General features: G+C 68.4%; 23 protein-coding genes and 1 pseudogene. 21 read left to right on the top strand and 3 right to left on the bottom strand.

Features of this window, described 5'->3' with window-relative positions; genetic code table 11:
- The first annotated feature begins 227 nt into the window (after positions 1 to 227).
- Positions 228 to 1,742, top strand: a complete 1,515-nt coding sequence (locus OC490_RS45580; protein WP_262063969.1) for a helix-turn-helix transcriptional regulator — start codon at positions 228 to 230, stop codon at positions 1,740 to 1,742.
- Between the two features lie 9 nt (positions 1,743 to 1,751).
- Positions 1,752 to 2,699 carry an NAD-dependent epimerase/dehydratase family protein gene (locus OC490_RS45575; protein WP_262063968.1) on the top strand — a complete coding sequence of 316 codons (948 nt, stop codon included), beginning with the start codon at positions 1,752 to 1,754 and terminating at the stop codon, positions 2,697 to 2,699.
- A 103-nt stretch (positions 2,700 to 2,802) separates the two neighbouring features.
- Here OC490_RS45575 and OC490_RS45570 read toward each other — a convergent pair whose 3' ends face one another.
- Together OC490_RS45570 and OC490_RS45565 are read right to left on the bottom strand one after the other, a co-directional pair.
- Positions 2,803 to 5,013: a tetratricopeptide repeat protein gene (locus OC490_RS45570; RefSeq protein WP_262063967.1), complete on the bottom strand. Its 2,211-nt coding sequence runs from the start codon at positions 5,011 to 5,013 to the stop codon at positions 2,803 to 2,805.
- A 486-nt stretch (positions 5,014 to 5,499) separates the two neighbouring features.
- Complete coding sequence (locus OC490_RS45565; RefSeq protein WP_262063966.1) at positions 5,500 to 5,925, bottom strand: winged helix-turn-helix domain-containing protein; 426 nt, start codon at positions 5,923 to 5,925, stop codon at positions 5,500 to 5,502.
- A 309-nt stretch (positions 5,926 to 6,234) separates the two neighbouring features.
- Here OC490_RS45565 and OC490_RS45560 point away from each other — a divergent pair, with 309 nt between their 5' ends.
- The 18 genes from OC490_RS45560 to OC490_RS45475 all read left to right on the top strand — a co-directional run bounded on the left by OC490_RS45560 (position 6,235) and on the right by OC490_RS45475 (position 18,827).
- On the top strand, positions 6,235 to 6,627 hold the full coding sequence (locus tag OC490_RS45560; RefSeq protein WP_262063965.1) for a hypothetical protein: 393 nt from the start codon (positions 6,235 to 6,237) through the stop codon (positions 6,625 to 6,627).
- Positions 6,628 to 6,787: 160 nt separating this feature from the next.
- Positions 6,788 to 7,174 (top strand): hypothetical protein, encoded by a 387-nt coding sequence (locus tag OC490_RS45555; RefSeq protein ID WP_262063964.1) that lies wholly within the window; start codon positions 6,788 to 6,790, stop codon positions 7,172 to 7,174.
- A 111-nt stretch (positions 7,175 to 7,285) separates the two neighbouring features.
- Complete coding sequence (locus OC490_RS45550) at positions 7,286 to 7,582, top strand: hypothetical protein (protein ID WP_262063963.1); 297 nt, start codon at positions 7,286 to 7,288, stop codon at positions 7,580 to 7,582.
- Complete coding sequence (locus tag OC490_RS45545) at positions 7,579 to 7,704, top strand: hypothetical protein (protein WP_262063962.1); 126 nt, start codon at positions 7,579 to 7,581, stop codon at positions 7,702 to 7,704. The genes OC490_RS45550 and OC490_RS45545 overlap by 4 nt, the downstream gene beginning before the upstream one ends.
- Positions 7,701 to 8,240, top strand: coding sequence for a hypothetical protein (locus OC490_RS45540; protein ID WP_262063961.1), 540 nt, complete (start codon positions 7,701 to 7,703; stop codon positions 8,238 to 8,240). The genes OC490_RS45545 and OC490_RS45540 overlap by 4 nt, the downstream gene beginning before the upstream one ends.
- The gene (locus OC490_RS45535) at positions 8,240 to 8,455 is read left to right on the top strand and encodes a hypothetical protein (RefSeq protein WP_262063960.1); all 216 of its coding nucleotides are present in this window, start codon (positions 8,240 to 8,242) and stop codon (positions 8,453 to 8,455) included. The genes OC490_RS45540 and OC490_RS45535 overlap by 1 nt, the downstream gene beginning before the upstream one ends.
- A 106-nt stretch (positions 8,456 to 8,561) precedes the next feature.
- A complete protein-coding gene (locus tag OC490_RS45530) occupies positions 8,562 to 8,810 on the top strand; it encodes a hypothetical protein (protein WP_262063959.1) in 249 nt (82 codons plus the stop codon).
- Positions 8,811 to 8,815: 5 nt separating this feature from the next.
- Positions 8,816 to 9,655 (top strand): DUF2637 domain-containing protein, encoded by an 840-nt coding sequence (locus tag OC490_RS45525; protein WP_262063958.1) that lies wholly within the window; start codon positions 8,816 to 8,818, stop codon positions 9,653 to 9,655.
- A complete protein-coding gene (locus OC490_RS45520) occupies positions 9,655 to 10,056 on the top strand; it encodes an RRQRL motif-containing zinc-binding protein (RefSeq protein WP_262063957.1) in 402 nt (133 codons plus the stop codon). Before OC490_RS45525 ends, OC490_RS45520 begins: the two co-directional genes overlap by 1 nt.
- A complete protein-coding gene (locus OC490_RS45515) occupies positions 10,053 to 10,679 on the top strand; it encodes a GGDEF domain-containing protein (RefSeq protein ID WP_262063956.1) in 627 nt (208 codons plus the stop codon). Before OC490_RS45520 ends, OC490_RS45515 begins: the two co-directional genes overlap by 4 nt.
- 17 nt (positions 10,680 to 10,696) lie before the next feature.
- A complete protein-coding gene (locus OC490_RS45510; protein ID WP_262063955.1) occupies positions 10,697 to 11,215 on the top strand; it encodes a hypothetical protein in 519 nt (172 codons plus the stop codon).
- Positions 11,215 to 11,826, top strand: coding sequence for a plasmid transfer protein TraA (traA, locus tag OC490_RS45505; protein WP_262063954.1), 612 nt, complete (start codon positions 11,215 to 11,217; stop codon positions 11,824 to 11,826). The genes OC490_RS45510 and traA overlap by 1 nt, the downstream gene beginning before the upstream one ends.
- A gap of 56 nt (positions 11,827 to 11,882) precedes the next feature.
- Entirely contained in the window at positions 11,883 to 13,958 is a 2,076-nt protein-coding gene (traB, locus tag OC490_RS45500) for a plasmid transfer protein TraB (RefSeq protein WP_262063953.1), read from the top strand.
- Between the two features lie 318 nt (positions 13,959 to 14,276).
- Positions 14,277 to 15,155, top strand: coding sequence for a bifunctional DNA primase/polymerase (locus OC490_RS45495; protein WP_262063952.1), 879 nt, complete (start codon positions 14,277 to 14,279; stop codon positions 15,153 to 15,155).
- Positions 15,152 to 17,026, top strand: a complete 1,875-nt coding sequence (locus OC490_RS45490) for an ATP-binding protein (protein ID WP_262063951.1) — start codon at positions 15,152 to 15,154, stop codon at positions 17,024 to 17,026. Before OC490_RS45495 ends, OC490_RS45490 begins: the two co-directional genes overlap by 4 nt.
- A 3-nt stretch (positions 17,027 to 17,029) precedes the next feature.
- Positions 17,030 to 17,215: a hypothetical protein gene (locus OC490_RS45485; RefSeq protein WP_262063950.1), complete on the top strand. Its 186-nt coding sequence runs from the start codon at positions 17,030 to 17,032 to the stop codon at positions 17,213 to 17,215.
- 5 nt (positions 17,216 to 17,220) lie between these two features.
- Positions 17,221 to 17,409, top strand: coding sequence for a helix-turn-helix transcriptional regulator (locus OC490_RS45480; protein WP_410099264.1), 189 nt, complete (start codon positions 17,221 to 17,223; stop codon positions 17,407 to 17,409).
- Positions 17,409 to 18,827 (top strand): tyrosine-type recombinase/integrase, encoded by a 1,419-nt coding sequence (locus tag OC490_RS45475; protein ID WP_262063949.1) that lies wholly within the window; start codon positions 17,409 to 17,411, stop codon positions 18,825 to 18,827. The genes OC490_RS45480 and OC490_RS45475 overlap by 1 nt, the downstream gene beginning before the upstream one ends.
- Positions 18,828 to 18,957: 130 nt before the next feature.
- On the opposite strand, the gene OC490_RS45470 is transcribed toward OC490_RS45475, so the two are convergent.
- Positions 18,958 to 19,572, bottom strand: coding sequence for a hypothetical protein (locus tag OC490_RS45470; RefSeq protein ID WP_262063948.1), 615 nt, complete (start codon positions 19,570 to 19,572; stop codon positions 18,958 to 18,960).
- A 350-nt stretch (positions 19,573 to 19,922) separates the two neighbouring features.
- On the opposite strand from OC490_RS45470, the pseudogene OC490_RS45465 reads away from it, so the two are divergent.
- Positions 19,923 to 20,187: pseudogene (locus tag OC490_RS45465) on the top strand (peptidase M4 family protein); the annotation flags it as partial.

Genomic DNA, 20,187 nt, shown 5'->3' with positions numbered 1-20,187 from the left:
CATCACGTGCCGTTCTTGCCCGGTCGTCCTCATCCAAACTTCGTGTCCCCTGGTCGAGATACTTCGCTGGCATGCTGATCCGTACGCCTGGACACTGAGCACATGCGATCACAACGGGGTGAGACCACATGACAGCTACAGCGACCGACGGTCGAGTCTGCTCCCGGTGTGGAGCGCGGTTAAGTCGCGCGAACTCAGGGACGGTGTGCGGCCCTTGTGAGCGGGCGGTGCACGATGCTCCCCCGAGCGCCGTATCGGCGTCGGGGCCTGCACCATGGCTCTACGAGGCCAGCGAGCAACAAGCGCCACCAGACGGGTCGAACCTCAAGGCAGCGCTACGGGCGTACCGAGCCACACACCACCTCACGCAGCAGGACCTGGCCGACCTGCTCGGATACGACCAGTCGTACGTGTCGCTGTTGGAGCGCGGGAAGCGTTCGATCCGGGACGTTGATGAACTGCGGCGGGTGGCCAGCGTCTTGGGGCTCCCCGAAGACGAGTTGGGATTGCTGCCGGCGGCCCTGTCCAGCCGCGGTGACTATGCACCCCGCGTGCCCGGACCCGCGGGGAAACCGCAGAACGCCGTAGAGGATCAACGGCGATGGAAGCTGGTGCGTCGCGAACTCAACCGGCGTCGCAGCGAGTTGACTGCCGCGGCGGCCGCGTTGTACCCCGAGTTCGAGCGGGCAGGGAACAGCCCGGTCCTGACACGGCCGGGTTGGATGGCGCCAGCGCCGATCGACCTCGCTGGAGTGGAGCTGTCATGGCTCTCCCAGGTGGAGCACCCAACCGTGGTCGGCTCCGAGCCGGAGGCCGAAGCAGTACGCCCCCTGTCCGCCCGTGGCGGGAGATACGACCGGTATTCCCAGGCCATTCGCGCAGTCGACAAGCCATCGCTCTTCGAAAACCGACCCAGTTTCCGCCTAATGGGCACCGACTGGGCCGGCGACACCGCGCGAATGGCCTTCGGATACACGACGTACTTCGACATGGTCGACGTATGCGAGGGCGTGTCCCATGAGTTGGCCAACGCCTGGCTCGCTACCGGCAGCGATCCCGAGTGGCTGCAAGCGCCGCGATGGGACGACCTGCCGTTCCGCTCGCTGGTCGGCGACCCGTTCGACCTCACCCGGCGCCCTCTGTTGCCGTCGATCGACACGCTGACCATTCGGCGAGACCGCGACCGCGCGTCGTTCGTCTTACACCACCGGTCCGCCGCGAACGTCGCGTTGGCCGGCGGGATCTACCACATCATGCCCGCCGGAGTGTTCCAGCCGTCGTCCGTGATGCCCTGGGACCAGTCCAACGACTTCGACCTGTGGCGCAACATGCTGCGCGAGTACGCCGAGGAGTTCCTCGGGATGCCGGAGGCTGACGGAAGCAGCGGTGAGCCGATCGACTACGACGGCACGGACCCCTTCAAGTCCCTCAACGAGGCACGACTCACAGGCAAGTTGCGGGCATACACCTTCGGTATCGGCCTTGACCCGCTGACGTTGGCCGGCGAGATCCTCTCCGTCGTAGTGATCGACGCCGACGTCTACGACCGGGTCTTCCAGACCATGGTCAGCCAGAACACCGAAGGCTCCGTCGTCTCCAGCAGCGCAACCGATGGCGCCGCGGGCATCCCGTTCACGGAAGCCAACGTCCGGCGGCTGCTGGACTCCGAGCCCCTAGCACCGGCCGCTGCCGCATGTATTGACCTGGCGTGGCAGCATCGGAAGCTGATGCTCGCCGGCTGAGGAGGACCCTTGCGCGTACTGGTGACCGGAGCGTACGGATTCGTGGGCAATGCCGTGGTGCGGAGGCTCTCTGAGGCCGGCCACGAAGTGACCGCGATGACTCACCGGCCGGTCGGCGATGAGCTACCGCCAGCGCCGGTCGCCGACACCGTGCACGCCGACCTGCTTCACCCCGAGCAGCTGCGCGCGGCCCTGCAGGGAGCCGATGCCGTGTGCCACCTGGCCGCGCTCACCCGAGTCCGCGAGTCGTTCGAGCGGCCCGACGACTACGAAGCCGTCAACCTAGGCGGCACGGTGGCACTGCTGGCAGCCTGCGCCGATGAGTTTGCTCGCACTGGCCAGCCTCTCCAAGTCATCCAGGCTTCGACCGCCGCCGTCTACGGCGTGCCTGAGCGCCAGCCGATCGACGAACAAGCGCCGCCCCAACCGACGTCGCCGTACGGCAAGACCAAGCTGGCCGCCGACGAGGCGCTGATCCACCGGGCTGGCAACGGTTCGGTGGGAGCAGTGATCCTTCGTGCGTTCAACATCTCAGGTGCCGTGGCCGGCGTAGGCGATTCAGATCTCACCCGGATCATCCCGAAGGCAGTCGCGGTCGCGGCTGGGCAGGCCTCCCACGTAGACGTCAACGGCGACGGATCCGCGATACGGGACTTCGTCCACGTCGATGACCTGGCACGCGCCTACGTGCAGGCCCTGCAGGTGTGCCAGCCAGGAACGCACGCCGTCTACAACGTCGGTGCCACCGCGGCGAGCGTCAGCGAGATCGTCGCCGCGACCGAGCGCGTCACCGGCCGCCAGGTCCCAGTCGTCCACCACCCACCGAAGCAGGAACCGTCGACTCTGCTGGCGGACACCTCGCTGATCCGACGGGAACTCGACTGGAAGCCAGAGCGGTCCTCCCTGGAGGAGATCATCGCCGACGCCTGGGGAGCCGTGACCCCGACCCGGACCTGAGACGGCACCCAGTACACGGACGCCCCTCCCCCTGGCGATCGCACGCACTGCAAAGGAGCGAGACCTGCCCGAACGGCAGGTCTCGCTCCTTTGCGGATACGACCTAGAGCCGGGCCTGCCGCCGGATCTGCCCGGCCTCGTCCAGGGCGCCGGCCCGTTCGTAGTCGGCGGCCGCCTCGGCCCAAAACTCCCTGGCCTCCGTGATCAAGCCTTGAGCCCTGAGCAGTTCCGCAGCATTGCGGCCAGCGTTCCCCGCCACATACCAGTCGTGGCTCGCTCTCAAGAGGTCTCGCGCCTGCCTGAACGACGCCAGGGCTCTGTCGAAGTGCCCCTCCCTTGCGAGCAATGCACCCACGTGGTTGCTGACCAGGCCCACTCCATGTGCGTCCTCGAGGCCCACGAAGAGGTTATGGGAACGCTCCAGGGACGCGTAGGCATCTGGCATTTGGCCGACCTGGGCCAGGACGACCCCCAGACTGTTGCGGGCGCCAGCCTCTCCGTAAGGGTCCTCGACGGCGGCGAACAGGTCTGCGGCCTCGGCCAGATGTGGAAGGGCAAGCTCGGGGTGGCCGAGCTCCGACAGTATGGCCCCTATGTTGGTGCGCGCATTGGCTTCCTCGCGCCGGTTCTCCTGGCTTCGGTAAGCGTCCAAGGCCGCGAGATAAGCCTCCAGCGCCTCGTCACGCCGCCCACACTGCCGCAGGGACAGACCGAGATTGTTGTGGGTGCTGGCCAGGCCTTCCTGCTCTGTGAGCCCCCAGGCCACCAGGGCACTTCGGTACGTCCGAACGGCCTCCTCGAATCGCCGCAAGCCGTGAAGTGCCTGGCCCTGGGCATCCAGTGACATGGCTTGGCCGTCACGATCTTCAAGATCCCGGGCACCGTCCCAGGCGGCTTGCGAGACGCGCAACAGGTCCTCGAAAGCCCTGCTGTGTATCAGGTGCCTCCGCAGGATGTGCGTCAGCAGGATCGCTGCCCGCCGGGTCTCCACCGGGGCTTCCCGGTCCGTTGCCCAAAGGGCAGCTGCCACCAGCCCGTGATGCTCGGACGCCAGCCATGTGAGCGCCAGGTCTCGGCTGCCGTGAAAGAAGTCCTTGTGCTCCGTGCCGAGCTCCTCCCCGAGGTACGCCGTCGCCGACGCCACGAGCATGAGGTAGCCGAGTGCCAGGTTGTAGCGGGCTTCCGAGGAGGTCTCGGGCGCTATGCCATCCTGCGCCGCCGAGGCCCTGGCGTGGCTGCGCACCAGGTCGTGCATCTGCCAGCGCCTGGGGTTCGGGTGGGCAGTCAGGAGGCATTCCGCCGTCAGGTCGTCGAGCACCGGCAGTACGTCCATGACGGGCATCGCGGCCAGGAGCGCCGCCGAGAACGGTCCGATGGCCGGTCCTGGGTGGAGTGCCAGCAGCCGCATGACGCGAGCCAACTCCGGTGCGAGGTGGGCATACAACGTGTTGAGGACGGGTTCGAGGGCGTGCTCCCGGCCGTACTGATCTCCGCCTCGCGCGCGCATGCGGTGCCCCATGGCGCTGATCTCCTCCGCGACAGCCGAGATCTTGCTCCACCGTCGGTACCGCAGGATCACGCTGGCGATGACCAGGGCGAGCGGCAGGTGCCCGCAGAGACGGGCGAGCCGGTCGGTGGCCTGCTCCTCCTTGGACACGCGGTCGTCGCCCAGGTTCAGCGACCTCGCGAGGAGACGACGACTCTCTCCCGGGGCAAGCTCTTCGATACGGAACTGCCGGACGGGAAAGGAGTGGAACACCTGCCGAGAGGTGAGGAGTACCTGATGCCCGCCCATGCCCGGAAGCAGGGAGGCGATCTGTGTGGGGTCGGAGGCATTGTCCAGCAACACCAGCATCCGTTCACGTCGGCTCAAGACGTCGCAGTATCGGCGGTATCGCCCCTGCGGTGTCGGTGGCAGTTGCGGCCCGTGTATCCCGAGGTCTTCCAGCAGCGACACCACGGCCTGATCAGGAGTGAGGGGGTCGTCGTGGTACCCCTGGAGATCGATGAAGAGGGCACCGCCTGGGAACCAGGCCTCAGCGAGGGCGCCATGGGCGACGTGCAGCGCGAGCGCGGTCTTGCCCGCGCCCCCCAGGCCAGCGATCGCGCAGACAGCCCCCAGCTCCGCAGTCACGGCACCCGGCCTGAGAGCGCTTCTGAGGTCGTCGACCTCGATATCCCGCCCGGTAAACGCCAGCGGCTGGCCCGGCAACGTGCAGATGGCCCCGGACTCGGCCTCTCCGGTTCTCAGGTGCCCAATGACATCACCGTGGATAGTGGCGTACCTAAAGTCGAACAGGTCACCGTCCCCCACGACCCGCCTCCCGTCGCACGGCGTCTTGTCTCCGTCAGCTACGTACCAGAGATACCCGCCCGCGGGCATCAATGTACGCATCGCGCCGAACGAGCTCGCTCCTGGCAATCGGTCAACTGTCTGGATAGCGTCCCCCTGGCTGGATTGGCCGCAGCCGCATGCACGGTGTGGGGCGCTCCCGTTCCAGAGGAACAATCCGTCGAACCTGGAAGAGGTTCCGTACAAGCATCGGCAGCCCTTACGGCCTCTGAGTAACTCGATGAACCCAGTTCGCTACCTTTCTGGTGCGCCTGGGAGCTGCCCTGCCATCCTCATCGCCGCGTAGTACGCGGCGCCATGACAGCCGACACCCCAGATAGGGCGGTGGCCAGGCCGAGACTCTGCAGGCGGGCAGCAAGGCCGGGCGTAGCCGCGAGACCCAAGCCCCCGTCCAAGATCACTCTGCGGAAGTGCAGGTAGCGGGGTAAAAATCGCTGGGGCGCACTCCTAGTCCTCCGTGACAGCCTGCCGCCGCGCGGTGAGCAACGACTCCGGCAGCTGCTCGCTGACCGCATGCCACGCGGTCAGCGCGTCCCGGGCCTTCGACGGCTCCACCGGATGCCCTTCCGCGATCTCTTCGACCAGGCCCGCCAAGGCGTGTGCCGCATCGATCACTGGCGGGGCCCACTCAGGCAGAGGTGTGAGGGGCGGATTCTGGGCATAGACCGCCTTGCCCTGGTGACCCACGACGAAGCCTTCGGCCCGCAGCACGCTGATCCCGTTCTTCACCACGGTGCTGGACACCTCGAACTGGTTCATCAGCTCAGCCGCCGACGGCAGGGGCGCGCCATTCGGGATCTCGCCGCTCTTGATGCGTTCCCGCAGGTAGTCGGCAAGCTGCCGGTACGCCGGCTTGCCCCTGAACTCGGTCATGCACCACACCTTCACCTGGGTCATCTCACCTATCTCACCTAGTCCACCACACTGCGGCCCCATCGCTCCCTACTCAATCCGGCGAGACCTGTTGCCAAACTTGGTGCACTAGGTGCACCATGATGAAACCGGGTGGGATTCCCGTGAGACAGAAGCCATATGACAGACCGTCATTGGTAGCGCTCGCAGGAACCCATCAACCTGGTGAGACAGAACGGCCCCGGCAGATACGGCCTGAGACGTGTTGGCCCACATCTCAAGCCTCTGCCGAGGCCGACGCATCGAGTCCCTGTCTAGAGGAGTTCAACGATGCTCAACGATCGTATCGCCGCATCGGCGATCGAATCCAAGTCGGCGGAACCGGCTTCCAGCTCCCCCTCTGACGCTCTGCGACAGCTCGCCGACTTCCTGGCCGGCGTCCCGGGTCTTCCGGAGCTCTACATCACGATGTCCGACAACGCGCGCGTCGGACTGCAGCTGCCGACGCACGAACCGGTGGAACCGCAGGACCGCTTCCCGGCCCTCGCGCGCCTGGCCCAGGCCATGGGATCCGACACGCATCTGAACGCGTGGAGCCGAGGCGGCTGGGTCTTCGAGACCCACGGCGCCGTCGGCGGCCTGCACATTCACGCCTACGCGCCCTTCAACGACGATGAGGTTGTGCCCGCGGGCGGGACCCAGGACGGGCAGGCGGACGCCTGATGGGCGCGGCTCCGTTCTACGACCAACGCCCTGTGTGTCCGAAGTCGAAGTGCCCGCGCTGCCGTCGCACCGTCTTCGTCTCGCGCTGTCACATGGCGCGCGGGGTGTGCGGGTCGTGCGGCTTCGAGTGGACGCCGTCCGCCAGGAAGGGGGCTGCGGCATGAACGAGCCGAACCTGCCGCTTCCCCAGGCTGCACAGCAGTACGTGCTCACCGACGCGCTCGGCCGTACGTATCTGTCATCGGCCCCCGCCCCGGCCGCCGTTGCTCCGGTGCATGCACCTACCGGCCTGGTCCCGTCGTGCGGTTGCTCGCACGCCCCGGCCGCGCCGTCTCGGATGTCCGCGATGTCGCCCGGCGCCCTAGTGGCAACAGGCGTGGCCGGCGCCCTGGTTGTCGGCGTGGTCCTGGTGGCGCTGCTGCTGTCGGTCGCGATCGTCGCCGCCTCCGTCGCCGTGGTGGCCGTCTCGGTCACCGTGTGCGCGATGGTGCTGCGGTCGATGACCCGCGACAGCGGACGCTCCCGCCGTGGCCCGCACGGCATCTGATCCGCTCCCCTCAACTCTCTTTCTCCGTACGGCTGCCGGGTGTCCCCGGCCTGGCTCAGCGCTGCCCGCTCACGCCCGACAGCCGTCCGATCCACGGAGGTTTCTCACCTCATGTCCACTCAGCCCCTCCCGCGCCGCCCGAAGCCGACCATCGCCTCGCTGACCGCTGCCAACTCCCAACTGCGGCGCCAGCTGGCCGCGTTGTGGCACGACAACGCCGAACTCCTGGCCGCCGCCCGCGCCGCCGTGATCGCGCACTACGACGGCCAGGCGCTCCCGCTCGCGGTGCTGATCGACACCCTCGATCAGTTGGGCGCCCTGCCGGAGTACGAGCCGATCCTCACCGACGTCGCCCTCGCGACGGCCGACGGCGAGACGCCGGCGCTCTCCGGAAGGCGCATCGCATGAGCGCCCGGCCCCGCTGCCCGGTCTGCGGCTGGCACCCCGCTTACCGCAACCAGCGCGCCGCCCGCCGCGCCGCCCGCACCCACGTCTGCCACCCCACGCACGCCCGGAGGACCGCGCGATGACTGACACCACCACCCCGGAAACCCGCCTGCGCCGCCTGCTACGGCTGGCCTCCCAGTCCCGCGAGGTCATCGAGCTGGAATGGGAGCGCGAGAAGCGCGAACGCATCGAGGCACAACGGCAGATGGCCGTGCGGCTGGCCGACGACCAGACGCAGGACGCCTTCCCCGACACCCTTGCCCGCGTCGTGCAGGCCGACGACTGGGCCGGTTACCCCGCGCTCTACGTCGACGGGATCGACTACGAGTGGGCCATCGCCCCGTGCGCGGTCACGTACCTGGACGAGGACGCGTGGCTGCACCACACCCTCACCTCCCAGCCGGGCTGCATGCCCGAGCCGCGCTGGACGTTGATCGTGCCTTGCGTGTGTGGCGACTACCGCGAGGTTGCCGTCTCCGACGACTACGGCCTCGCCCGCGATCTGCAGCACATCGACGACCACCGCGACGTCTGCTTCGGCGACTGCGCGCCCAGCGACCTGCCGCCCTCCGCCGACCGGCTCGCTGAGTTGCTGCCCGGTCAGGAAGGCGCGGCGTGATGAGCGCTCCGCAGCCACTGCCGGAGTCCGTGACGCTGCCGGACGTGCCTGTCGTACGCCGCCGCGCCTACCTCGCCGTCTGTGCCCACCACCCCGGCGTTCTCGGCCGGCGCTGGCACGTGTGGCACGCGAACGGCACCTACGCCGGCTACTGCACCGACCCCGGCCTGATCGACCTGACGATCGCCGCATTCGAGCGCGGCCCCGACCGGTAGCCGCCCCTGCCGCCCGCCCCGCGCGGTCGACCCCCGCACCCCGCGCCGGGCGGGCCACCACCCCCGCCGACTCACCTCTCCCACAGCCCTGTTGAAGGAGCCTCAAGTGTCCGCCCCCATCCTGTTGGCAGCCCCGTCCGCAGCTCCCGTGGTGACCATCTCGGTCCTGCTCCTGCTCCTGCTGCTCTTGATCGCCGGGATGCTCTGCTACTTCACCGAACACCGCTGGTCGACGCTGACCCTGGGCGTCCTGATCGGCCTCTATCTGACCGGCGACTTCGCCAACGGTGTCAAGGGCGCCGTCGCCCAGACGGTCATCGCCATCACCTCTGGCCTCAGCAACTCCCTGGGGTGAACGCGATGACCACCGAAGCTCTCACCCAGCCCACCACGCCGGAAGTACCGCGCCGGGACTGGCTGTTGTACGCCGGGATGGGCGCCGTCGGCCTGGCCGCTGCCGCATCGTCGTATGCCGCTCTGCAGGACCTCGCCGTGCGTACCGGCTGGTGGCCGTGGCTGTCCTGGCTGCTGCCGCTGACCACCGACGCCTATGCCATGACCGCCGTACGGGTGTGGCTGGGACAGTCCACCCGCAATGCCACGGCCCGCGCCTGGGCCAAGGCGAACGCGATCGGCGCCATCGTCCTGTCAGTGGCCGGCAACGCCGTCGACCACGCCATCGCCTCCCAAGTGATCGCCGTGGACTGGCCGCTGATCGTCGCGGTCTCCGCCATCCCGCCCGTCGTCCTGGGCCTGCTCGTGCATATGGCGCACCTGCGCACACAGCCCCCTGCCGACAGGACACCAAGCACCCCCGCCGCCCCGGCCGGAAAGCACCCCATGCCGCCCGCTCCGGCAGCACCCCCGCCGCCGGTTCCTACGGCACCCGCTGCCGAACCGAAACAACGGCAGCCCCGCCGACCCGTCGCGGCAGGCTCCAAGCGGCAGGCACTGCCGCCCGGCCCGACGGATGAGGAGCTGATCGCGGCAGCCCGCGAGCGCGTGGCGGCCGGGCAGGAGGCGTCGGCCACCTGGCTGATCAAGACCTACGGCATCGGCACCCGCCGCGCCGCCCGCATCCGCGACATCTCTCTCAACGCCCCGAAGCCCGACCCGGAACCAGCTGAGAACCCTGCTCCGGAGCCGACCCAAGCACCCGCCCTTGAGGGCGAGTTGGCCCTGACGGGAGGCGAGGGCTGATGGGCGCCGCATACGCCAAGTGCTACGACCCGAACGGGGTCCGGTTCGGCATACCGACCTTCCCGTGGCGGATGGCCCCCGACGGCTACGCCACCCGCCGTCAACTGCGCGCGAAGGGCCTGCGTCCAGGCGGACAGCATGTGTCCGCGCAGGTCCTGCGCTACACCCGCCACGGCTACGCCCGCGTCGCCTACCTCTACCGCGTCACGGACGCCAAGCCCGTGCGGCCCATGACGTCGCGCAAGTGGGGTGCCCTCGCGCTGGCGATGCTCGCCCGCCGCACCTGCCCCCAGTGCCAAATCACCTACAGCTACTGCATCCCCCGCTCCCTCGGCACCTGCGTCCTCTGCGCCTACCCCGCCCCGAACACCCCTGCCCCCGCTCAGGAGTTGACCCAGTGACCGACCCGATCGCCCTCGCCGCCGCCTTGCCCGCCGCGGGCTGGGCCACCCACACCCTGTGGCTCGCCCGGCGGTTGCGCATCGCCCGCACCGACCCGCTAACCGGCCTGTCCACCCGCGACCCGTTCACCTCCCGCGCCTTACGAACCACCGCGCGCCGGCCTTTGAGCGTGCTGTTGCTGGACGTCGACCGCTTCAAGCACGTGAACGACACCTTCGGCCACGCGGCCGGAGACGCCGTGCTCGCCGCGATCGGCCGGCGCCTGCAGCAGTGGAGCTCCGAACACGGCGGGTTCGCCGGGCGCCTGGGCGGTGACGAGTTCGCCGCCGCAGTCGACCTGGACGACAGCGCAACCACAGCCCTGGACGACCTGGTGCACCGACTGCAGCAGAGCGTCGACATAGACGAGCCGGCCCCGCTCTCGCCGCGCGTCTCGATCGGCTTCTGCCGCCCGGCCGACCGCCCCGGCCTGCCGTTCGACGTCCGACTCCGCGCCGCTGATGAGGCCATGTACGCGGCCAAGAGCCTCGGCACCCGCTGGCGCTACGCCACCCTGCAGCCCACCCACGCCACCACCGCCGGCCGCCGCGCCGGGCGCCGTGGCACCCACACCACCCACTGAAAGGACCCGGTCCCGCCATGCCCAACCGAACTCGGAAGGTGTCGTACGGCGGCACACGCACCGCGCACGTCCCGCGCACCCGTCGCCGCGACGCCCAGCCAATCGTCTTGGTCGTCCCCGAACGCCCGACCCTCACCCAGCGCGCGATGCGTGCCCTCGGTACCTGGCTGTGGGAGACACGACGCAGCTGGGCGCCCACCGGCATAGCCGTCGCCGCGTTCCTCGCCACCGGCATCGTGCACGTCCTGGCGTGGTGGACCGCGCTTGTGCTCGCCCCGGCCGTGGCCGTCCCGTTCGGCTGGCTGACCTGGGTCGGCAACCGTCGCCAGACCGATGACCGTTCCGTCCGCCGCTGGCGTCGCACCGTCGCCGCACTCGCCACCACTGCCACGGCCTGGGCCGCACTCTCCGTCGCCTTCGGCCCGCTCGCCCGCCCGCTCCCGCTGCTGTGGCTCGCCCTGGCCATCACGGCCCAGGTGCTGTGGCTGCGCACCCGCCGGGCTGCTGCCACCGCCCCGATTGAGGAGATCCACTGATGACCACACCCCCCAACAGCAACAACTGGCAGAGCAGCTTCAACTCCTCGCGCAGCGCCCCCGGTTCGCCCGGCGGCAACGCCGCCAACGGCAACGGCAACGCACGCCGCACCACCGGCGGCGGCTCCCGCAGCGGCGGGGCCCGGCACTACCACGTGCACGTCGGCGGCAACCCGCAAAACGGCGGCCAGGGGCAGGGCACCGCCGGGCCCGGCGGCGGCTTCTTCTCCCGCGGCGCCGGCGGCGGCACCAAGCAGGGCCACAGTCCGCTCGCCGACCCGCAGTTCTTCAACAGCACCGACGTCCGCAACTACTGCGACCAGGCGCGCAGCGTCTTCCTGCAGCTGTCCTTCGAACTCGCGGGCGCCGCCGAAGTCCTCAACGCCGCCCTCGCCCAAGTCCCGGACCCGCAAGGTCGCGGACGGATGGGCTCCCGAATGAGGGCCCGCCGGGTCAGCAAGAAGCTCAAGAAGACCGCCGACGACGTCCGCGACGCCGCGAAGAACGCGGTCGCCACCTACGCCGCGTTCCAGCGCGAGTTCGAACCAGAGCTGGCCCCCTACAACACCCGCCGCGCGGCCGGCCGCAAACGCTTCGACTTCAACCTCTGACCCGTCAACTCCCCTCGCAGCTCTGCTGATTCGCGTACGACCAGGAGGACCAGGCCGTGTCCCATCCCACCCCCGAGCAGCTGATCGAAGAGCAGCTACGCGCTGCCCAGGGCGGCGGCGGTGTTGTCGAGTACCTGCTGCACCGCCTCAAGCCGCACCTGCCGCCGTGGCTGGCCGGGGCAGGCACGGGCCTGGTCTCCTGGCCCGCCCACCTCTACTGGGCGGACAACGCGGCTGTCACCGCCGGCCTCACCCTCGCCTCGGTCGCGCTTACCGGCGCGACCTGGGCCGCAGGCAAGTCCACCACCGCACAGCGCCGCCTGCACTCCGCAGTCACCGTTGCGGCCAGTTCCGGCTGGTTCACTGCGGCCGCGATCGCCGGCCCCGACGCCGGACCGCTCGCTGGCCTTTACTTCATCGGCGCCCCCTCGCTGGCGCTGTCCTGGAACATCCGCCAGATCCTGCGCCGCAACCCCGATTCCACCGGCGGTGCCGACGGCGGCATCTGGGAGAAGGTAGGCCTGGCCAAGACCCTGACCACCAAGGCCGAAGCCGCCCCGAACAAAGCCACCATCGACTACCAGCTCCCGCGCGGCGAACTCACCAACGACGACGTCTCCAAGGCACTCCCGAAGCTCGCCTCCGCCCTGGACGTCCCGCCCAACGCCGTACGACACGCCCCGGATCCGGAGTCGGCTTCCCGCGGCGCCATCACGATCGTCCCGCACGACCTGCTCAAGAACACCGTGCCCTGCCCCGGCCCCTCGCACCCGGGCGGCTCGATCGCCAACCCGGTCCACGTCGGCATCTACGAGGACGGCGCCGAAGCGGCCATGTTCTTCCCCGGCGAGGCAGCCGCCGCCCGCAACGCCATGCACCTGCTCATCATGGGGATGACCGGCTCCGGCAAGTCCGAAGGCGGTCTCACGGCCCTGGCCGAAGTCTTCACCCGCCGCGACGTGATCGTGTGGGGCTCCGACCCGGCCAAGGCCGAACAGACCCTGGGCCCGCTGTTGCCCGCCTTCGACTGGGCCGCGCTCGACATGCCGTCCACGAAGGCCATGGTCGCCGCCCTGCACGCGGTCATCCCAGCCCGTACCGCATGGCTGGCCAAGTACGGCTACAAGCAGTGGGAACCGGCCTGCGCCCGCACCCAGGTCGACGGCTCGCCTGGCATGCCGTACCTGCTCGCCTGGTTCGAGGAAGCCGCCAAGACCATCCGCGAGACGGAGGAGGACGCCTTCACCGGCATCGCCCAAGAGGCCCGCTCCGCAGGCGTCTCCCTGGTCGTCTCCATGCAACGCGCCTCCCACAACCAGATGTCCACCGACACTCGCGCTTCCCTCGGCTCCTCCTGGTGCCACGGCGTCCGCAACGACACCGACGCCGGCTTCGCCCTGGACGACGACGTCCTGGACGCCGGAGCACGCCCGCACGTGTGGAAGGACAAGAAGCCGGGCTACAGCTACTTGGTCGCCAACGGCATCCCCGAGACGTTCTGGGCCACCCCGCTGCGCGACTACCTCACCGGCCGCGAATACCTGGAGTGGGTCGTCCTCGCCTTCGCCGAAGTCCGCGCCGCGATCGACCCAGTCACCGCCCAGGCCGCCGCCCAGGCCGCCGGCCGCAAGTACACCCAGCGCACCCGCCACCCGATACCCGGCACCACCCACGCCCAGCCCACTCAGGAGGACACCGACATGCCCACCCGCCCGCGCTCCATCCCCACCACCTCCGACGACGACCAGGACCACGCCTTCACCGCGTACGACGGCGAGGACCAGGACGACGACTTCGACGACGAGGATCTGGACGGCATCGACCCCGAGCAGGAACTCCCGCACCCCACCACCGTGGTGCAGTTCGCCGAACGGCCGCCCGCTCAGCCAAAGATCCAACTCACTCCGAAGCAGGCCCGCCAGGCCATGGAAGAGCTACTGACCGAGTTCGAGTCCGAGGGCCGCACCGTCGTCCGCCCCGCCGACTTCATGGAGCACTGCGACCGACACGGCCGCTCGCGCGCCTGGGTCTCCGGCCAGGTCGCCCAGTTCGTCATCGCCGGCCGCCTCGCCGAGACCGACGAGACCGGCGTGTACGTCATCGTCCGCGACGACGAGGACGAAGCCGCCTGACGGCCCTGACGCGTCAGACGCGTCTGACACCGCTGACGCCAACGGGCCCCAAACGCACGGGTCATACGCGCCCGCGACCCCCGTCAGACGCGTCTGACACCCCCGGCCTGACGCCCCTGACACCCCCGAGTTTCTGGACTTTCTGGACCGCTCTACGCGGGCGCGCGCGTCATGCGCGACCGCCTGCAATCCGCAGCAGGTCAGGCCTCTGACCTGGGGGTGTAACGGATTTTCGCAAGAGACGTACCTAGACGTGACCGGAACTGATCAAGACCGGTCCGAGACACCCCAAGCACCGAAGCACCGGAAGGGTCTCCCGTGACCGAACCGCATCCCCCTGCCCACAGCACCGCCCTGGCCCACGCCCTGAGCGCTGCCCACCGCGGGTTGGCGGTGATCCCGCTCAGCCGCACCAAGCTACCCGCAGTCCGCTCACCCCACCGAGCCGAGCACGGCCGAGTCCGCTGCCACGGCGAGTGCGGACAGATCGGCCACGGCATCCACGACGCCACCACCAACCCCAAGGCCGTACGAGCCCTGTTCGCTGTGGCCCCATGGGCGACCGGCTACGGCATCGCCTGCGGCCGCACCCCGCACCACATGATCGGCATCGACCTGGACGTGAAGAACGACATCGACGGCATCGCCAACTTCGAAGCCCTCACCCGCGAACACGCCTTCACCATCCCGCCCACGATCACGGTGGCCACCCCGAGCGGTGGCCGGCACCTGTGGCTGCGTGGCCCCGCCGACCGGACCATTCCCAACTCGGTCGGCCGCCTCGCTCCCGGGATCGACGTCCGCGGCTCCGGCGGCTACCTAGTCGGCCCCGGCTCCACCACCACCCGCGGCACCTACACCCTCGCTCCCGGCACCGAGGACCAGGTCCTCGCCGACGTCCCGGACGGTCTTCTGCAGCAGCTCACCCCTCCCGCTCCGGCAGCACCACACGCTGCGGCTCTGCTTCCGATCGCCGGCCGCCAGGCGGTCGCTCTCCTGCAGTTCGTCATCGACGCACCCGAGGGCCAGCGCAACGACCGCCTGTACTGGGCCGCTTGCCGCGCTCACGAGACGATCGACGCCCCAGCACTCGCGGAGGCGCTCATCAATGCCGCCACCCGCATCGGCCTGCCTGAGAGCGAGGCCCGCGCAACCGTCACGTCCGCCGCCCAGCGGATCGCGCGAGGCGCCCGATGACGAAGCACGTCAACGGCAGCACGCCGCACACCGAATCCGCCGCCATGGCCAGAGAGATCCTGACCGCCCACGGCGTCGACCCGGAGAAGAAGGGCCCGTCCCAGGCCTCCCAACTCGTGGCCCTGGCTCGCGAACGCTACGACCTGTTCATGTCCGACGACGGCCGCCCTTACGGCGTGAAGGTCGACGGCCCCAACCTCGCCCTGCCCCTGCGCGGCAAGGCCGGCCTACGCTCCCAACTCGCCCGCATCTACACCGACGTGAACAACGGCACGGTTCCGTCCCAGTCGGCCCTCGCCGACGCGATGACGGTCCTCGAGGGCCTGGCCGCGAACGCCGACCCGCGCACCCCACTCCTGCGCGTCGCCCGTCCCGACGACCAGATCCTCATCGACCTCGGCACCGCCGACGGCCGCTGCGTCAGCGTCGGCCCCGACGGCTGGCACGTGCGGTCCGCCTCCCCGATCGTCTTCCGCCGCTCCGGAGCCATGAAGCCCCTCCCCGCACCCGTGCGAGACGGCGACGGCCTAGCGAAGCTGCACGACCTGCTCAACACAACCGACGAGGGCTTCCACCTCCTGGTCGCCTGGCTGTTGGCCGCGTTCATCCCCGACCTGCCCCACCCGATCCTCGCCTTCCGCGGCGAGCAGGGCACCGGCAAGTCCAAAGGCGCTGCCATGGTGATCGGCATCATCGACCCCTCAGGCGCCCCGAAGCGCACCGCACCGCGCGACCTGAAGTCGTGGTCGGTGCAGGCCTTCAACTCCTGGGCCATCTGCCTCGACAACATCTCGATCATCCCGGACTGGCTCTCGGACGCCCTGTGCCGCGCGGTCACTGGCGACGGTGTCGTCGACCGCGCCCTGTTCACCGACGACGACGTGGTGGTCCTGGAGTTCCGCCGGGTCCTGGCCATGACGACAATCGACGCCGGAGCGTTGGCAGGCGACCTCGCCGAACGCCTCCTCACGATCGAGCTGCAGCTCATCCCGGACCGCAAGCGCCGCGAGGAAGCCGAACTCGACCGCGCCTACGCCGACGCCCACCCGGCCATCCTCGCCTCACTGTTCGACCTGCTCGCCCAGGTCCTCAAAGCCCTGCCCAACGTCGAACTGACCGAGCGCCCCCGCATGGCCGACTTCGCCCGCGTCCTGGCCGCCGTAGACCACGTCACCGGCTGGAAGACCCAGGAGTCCTACAAGGCCACGGCCGCCGACGCCGTAGCGGACGTCCTGGACGGCGAGCCCTTCGCCCAGGCCGTCGTCGACCTCGTACGCTCCGCCGGCTCCGAAGGCGTCACGCTGACAGCCGCCCAGCTCCTGGAGAGCGTCAACGCTCCGGAGAAGCTGCCGAAGAAGTGGCCCAAGGACCCCACCCGAGCCGCCGGCCAACTCAAGCGTCTCGCCCCGGCCCTGCGCACGATCGGCATCGACGTTGACGACTCCAAACGCCAGCCCGACGGCAACCGCTCCCGCCTCTACAACCTCACGGCATCAGAGAAGCACCGCATTTCAGCACCCGGAACACCCGCAGTACCCGAACTGGCCCCCGACCTGCACCAATCGCCGGGTGCTCACACAGACCCCAGCACCCGCACGAGCACCCGCAGCACCCGCATCCCCAGTCCTCCGGGTGCTACGGGCACTACACCGGGCGCTGAGCCACTCGCAGCACCCGGTGACCACAATCCGGCTGACCAGGCCGAACACCCAGTCCCGGGTGCTGCGGGCGTTCCGGGCGCTGGATTGCACCTCTTCTCTAATCCCACACCCTCATGCCAGGGCTGCGGCGATCCCCTGGACCCCGCCCTCGCCGCCGCCGGCGAATCCATCCACCCCGGCTGCGACCCCGAACCCATAGCCAGGAGCTGAACCATGCGCATCCGCCTGCACGGCACCGAAACCGAAGTCCAAGCCGCCGCCGACCACCTCGCCCACCTCCTGGACGTGCTCGACACGAGCCGCCTCTACCCAGACCGCCCACCAAGCCGCCTGGTCCGCCTCTACCTCACCGTCGCCCCACCGACTGCCACCAAATCCGAGATACCCAAGGGGGCCTGATCACCTTGCGACGCGAACCCCACATGAAGCTCATCGACGTCCTGGACGAACTCGGCATGTCCCGCGCCGCCTTCTACCGAATGCGCGCCCGAGGCAAGGCCCCGAAGTGCCTGAAGCTCCCCAACGGGCAGCTCCGCTTCCGCCGTGCCGACTTCGACGTCTGGCTGCAGAACTGCGAGGAGAACAACGCCTGATGGCCTTCAGCTACAAAGTGCACTTCTGGGCCATCCGACAGCGCTCGGGCCGAAGAAAGCCGTACGAGGTCCGCTGGCAGGTCAACTCCCGTGAGAGGTCAGAGTCCTTCACCACCAAGGGCCTCGCCGAAAGCCGCCGCTCCGAGCTGATGCAAGCAGCCCGTCGCGGCGAGCCCTTCGACGAAGAAACGGGACTGCCCGCCTCGGAGCTCCGAGCGAAGCTGCAGAACGTCACGTGGTACCAGCACACCCGCGACTTCATCGAGAAGCGCTGGGATGGCACCCCGGCCAAGTCGCGTCGCAATTTCGCGGACGCGTTGGCGACGATCACCCCAGTCCTGGTGAAAACGGAGACCGGCTGCCCGGACCCGCACGTACTCCGCCGCGCGCTCTACAGCTGGGCCTACAACAAGCTGGCCTGGCAGCAAGAGCCTCAGCCGGAGTGGCGCAAGGCCCTCAACTGGTTGGAACGGAACTCGGTCCCGATCGGAGACCTCGAGGACCAACAGACCCTCCGTAAGGCTCTGGACGCCCTGGGCAAGAGGTTGGACGGGAAGTCGGCCGCCGCGCGAACCGCACTCCGCAAACGCGCCTGCCTGAGCGACGTGCTCGGAATGGCCGCGGAGGCCAAGTACTTCACGACCGCCCTGAATCCGCTCCAGTCGGTGCAGTGGACCGCGCCACGCACAACCGAGGAAGTCGATCCCGAGGCGGTCGCCAATCCCCGCCAGGTCCGCCGCCTGCTCGCCGCTGTACGGGCTCAGGGCGACCGAGGCGAACACCTCGAAGCATTCTTCGGCTGCCTCTACTACGCGGGCATGCGCCCGGCCGAGGTCATCCGCCTCCAAAAGTCGCAATGCCGACTGCCGGAGAAGGGATGGGGAACCCTGACGCTCCGGGGCGGCACGGTCCGCGCCGGCCGAAGTTGGACCGATGACGGCAGCGCACACGAACAGCGAAGTCTGAAGTGGCGCGCTCCGGAGGACTCACGACCAGTCCCCATTCCCCCCGCTTGTACTCGCCTACTCCGCACGCACATCGAGCGATTCGGCACAGCCCCAGACGGCCGGCTCTTCCGCACCAACCGCAACGGCCTCGTCCAGGAGAGCGGCTACGGCGAGGCATGGGCAAAGGCCCGCGCCTCCGTTCTAACCCCAGAGGAAACGTCCTCCTCCCTCGCGCGACGCCCATACGACCTCCGCCACGCAGGCATCTCGTTCTGGCTCAGCTCCGGCGTCGACCCTGCCGAGGTCGCCCGCCGTGCCGGCCACAGCCTCGCGGTCCTGTTCCGCGTGTACGCGAAGGTCCTCGCGCAGTCGCAAGAGCGCGCCAACCGGCGCATCGACGCCGCGCTCAAGGAATGGGGCGAAGCCTCCGAACCTGACGGCCCAAAACTAGGTCCAAATTTCCCTACCTGATCAAGGCGGCTCGCTCCGCTCCCTGCTCGCGGCAGGGGGCACCCCGCACCGCACAACATGCGGCGGCCTCTCGTGAGAGAAAGACTATGTCGTGGGCTGAGGCCATCACCTCCAAATCAAGGCGAGGCTCCTATTCCTCCAAATGAGAAGTTGGGTCTACTCCTAATTCTTCACGCATCTCTTGCCGCAGGCGCGAGAGGAAGCCCCACGAGTCGGTCACACTTTGCTCAAAAGCCTGCAGTTCATCTGCAAAATTATTCATCTCCCCTTCACTCGAGGAGGAGAGCGCTAAGTGCTTTAATGTACCGTAACCTTCATTCAGTCTCCTGCTTGCCGCCGCCGCTGCTACCAGAATCCTCTGGGGGACAATCATCTGCGCCTCAGCGTAGCTGTCACGATGAGCGATTCGACGGGCCTCAAGCTCCTCCAGGCTCTCATTGATATCAGTTTCACTGAGCAACGCATGGAGAAGGTTCACCAATGCCGTCATATAGCGTCGACTCGCTATGTTTAATCCGATATAGCAAGCCCGGCGAATCTCGAGAGCTTCAAGTGAGCGCGCTTCAGTCAAATCCAAATTCCGTACGGTTTCAGCATGGAGACGCCCCTCTCGTTGCTGTTCAGTAGCTACACGAAGTTCCATTCTTTTCGTTTGGTCAGCTCGATACTGTGTGAGCAATGACCCGCCGAGTGTTCCCGCAACTCCAACCATGGAGATAATTAGCGAGGTGACACCACCGTCCATAAGATCTCCCTACACATACCGACACCCATGAAATCTCGGGTGGAAATCACAGGAGCCTCACCTCCGCACTTTCCCTACAATGCGGTACCAGTCACTACTACGCAATGCAACCGGAAGGAAATTTACAAGATCCTTCGCTGTTGAGCCAAGAGTGCGGGCTGGGAATTTACGAGAATTCAGAGAGCTCTAGTTGTTGCTGTGACGCCTGAGCCGGTGGAGGTGGATGGCCAGCCCGTGGATCGTAAGTGATGAAACTCGGCCACACTCTCGAATGCCTCGTTACAGAGTGTTCGATGACGCGCGATGCGCCTAGCGCTACTTTGAGCACACAATCTGGCTACGGGGGGCGTATGTCATCGATCTTTTGCACGGTCGTGCCGCCTCACATCCTGGACGCCTTAGTGCGGCATGAAGATCTCGTACTTTCCGGACTAGCGCGTCGAACTCTGGAGCGCGACGCCTACGAGCGCACCCACCGCCGGCTGACCACGGTGCTCGGTGCACCGACCGTCGCCGCGCCCACCGAGTCCGACAAGCCGAAGCGCACGATCTACGACGCGAAGCACAAGCAGGACCTGCCCGGCAAGAAGGTCCGCGCCGAGGGCTCCGACCCCG

Source organism: Streptomyces sp. STR69 (genome assembly GCF_024519455.1).
GTDB lineage: Bacteria > Actinomycetota > Actinomycetes > Streptomycetales > Streptomycetaceae > Streptomyces.
The sequence above is the reverse complement of the archived record's forward strand: the minus strand, read 5'-3'. Positions and strand labels throughout refer to the sequence as shown.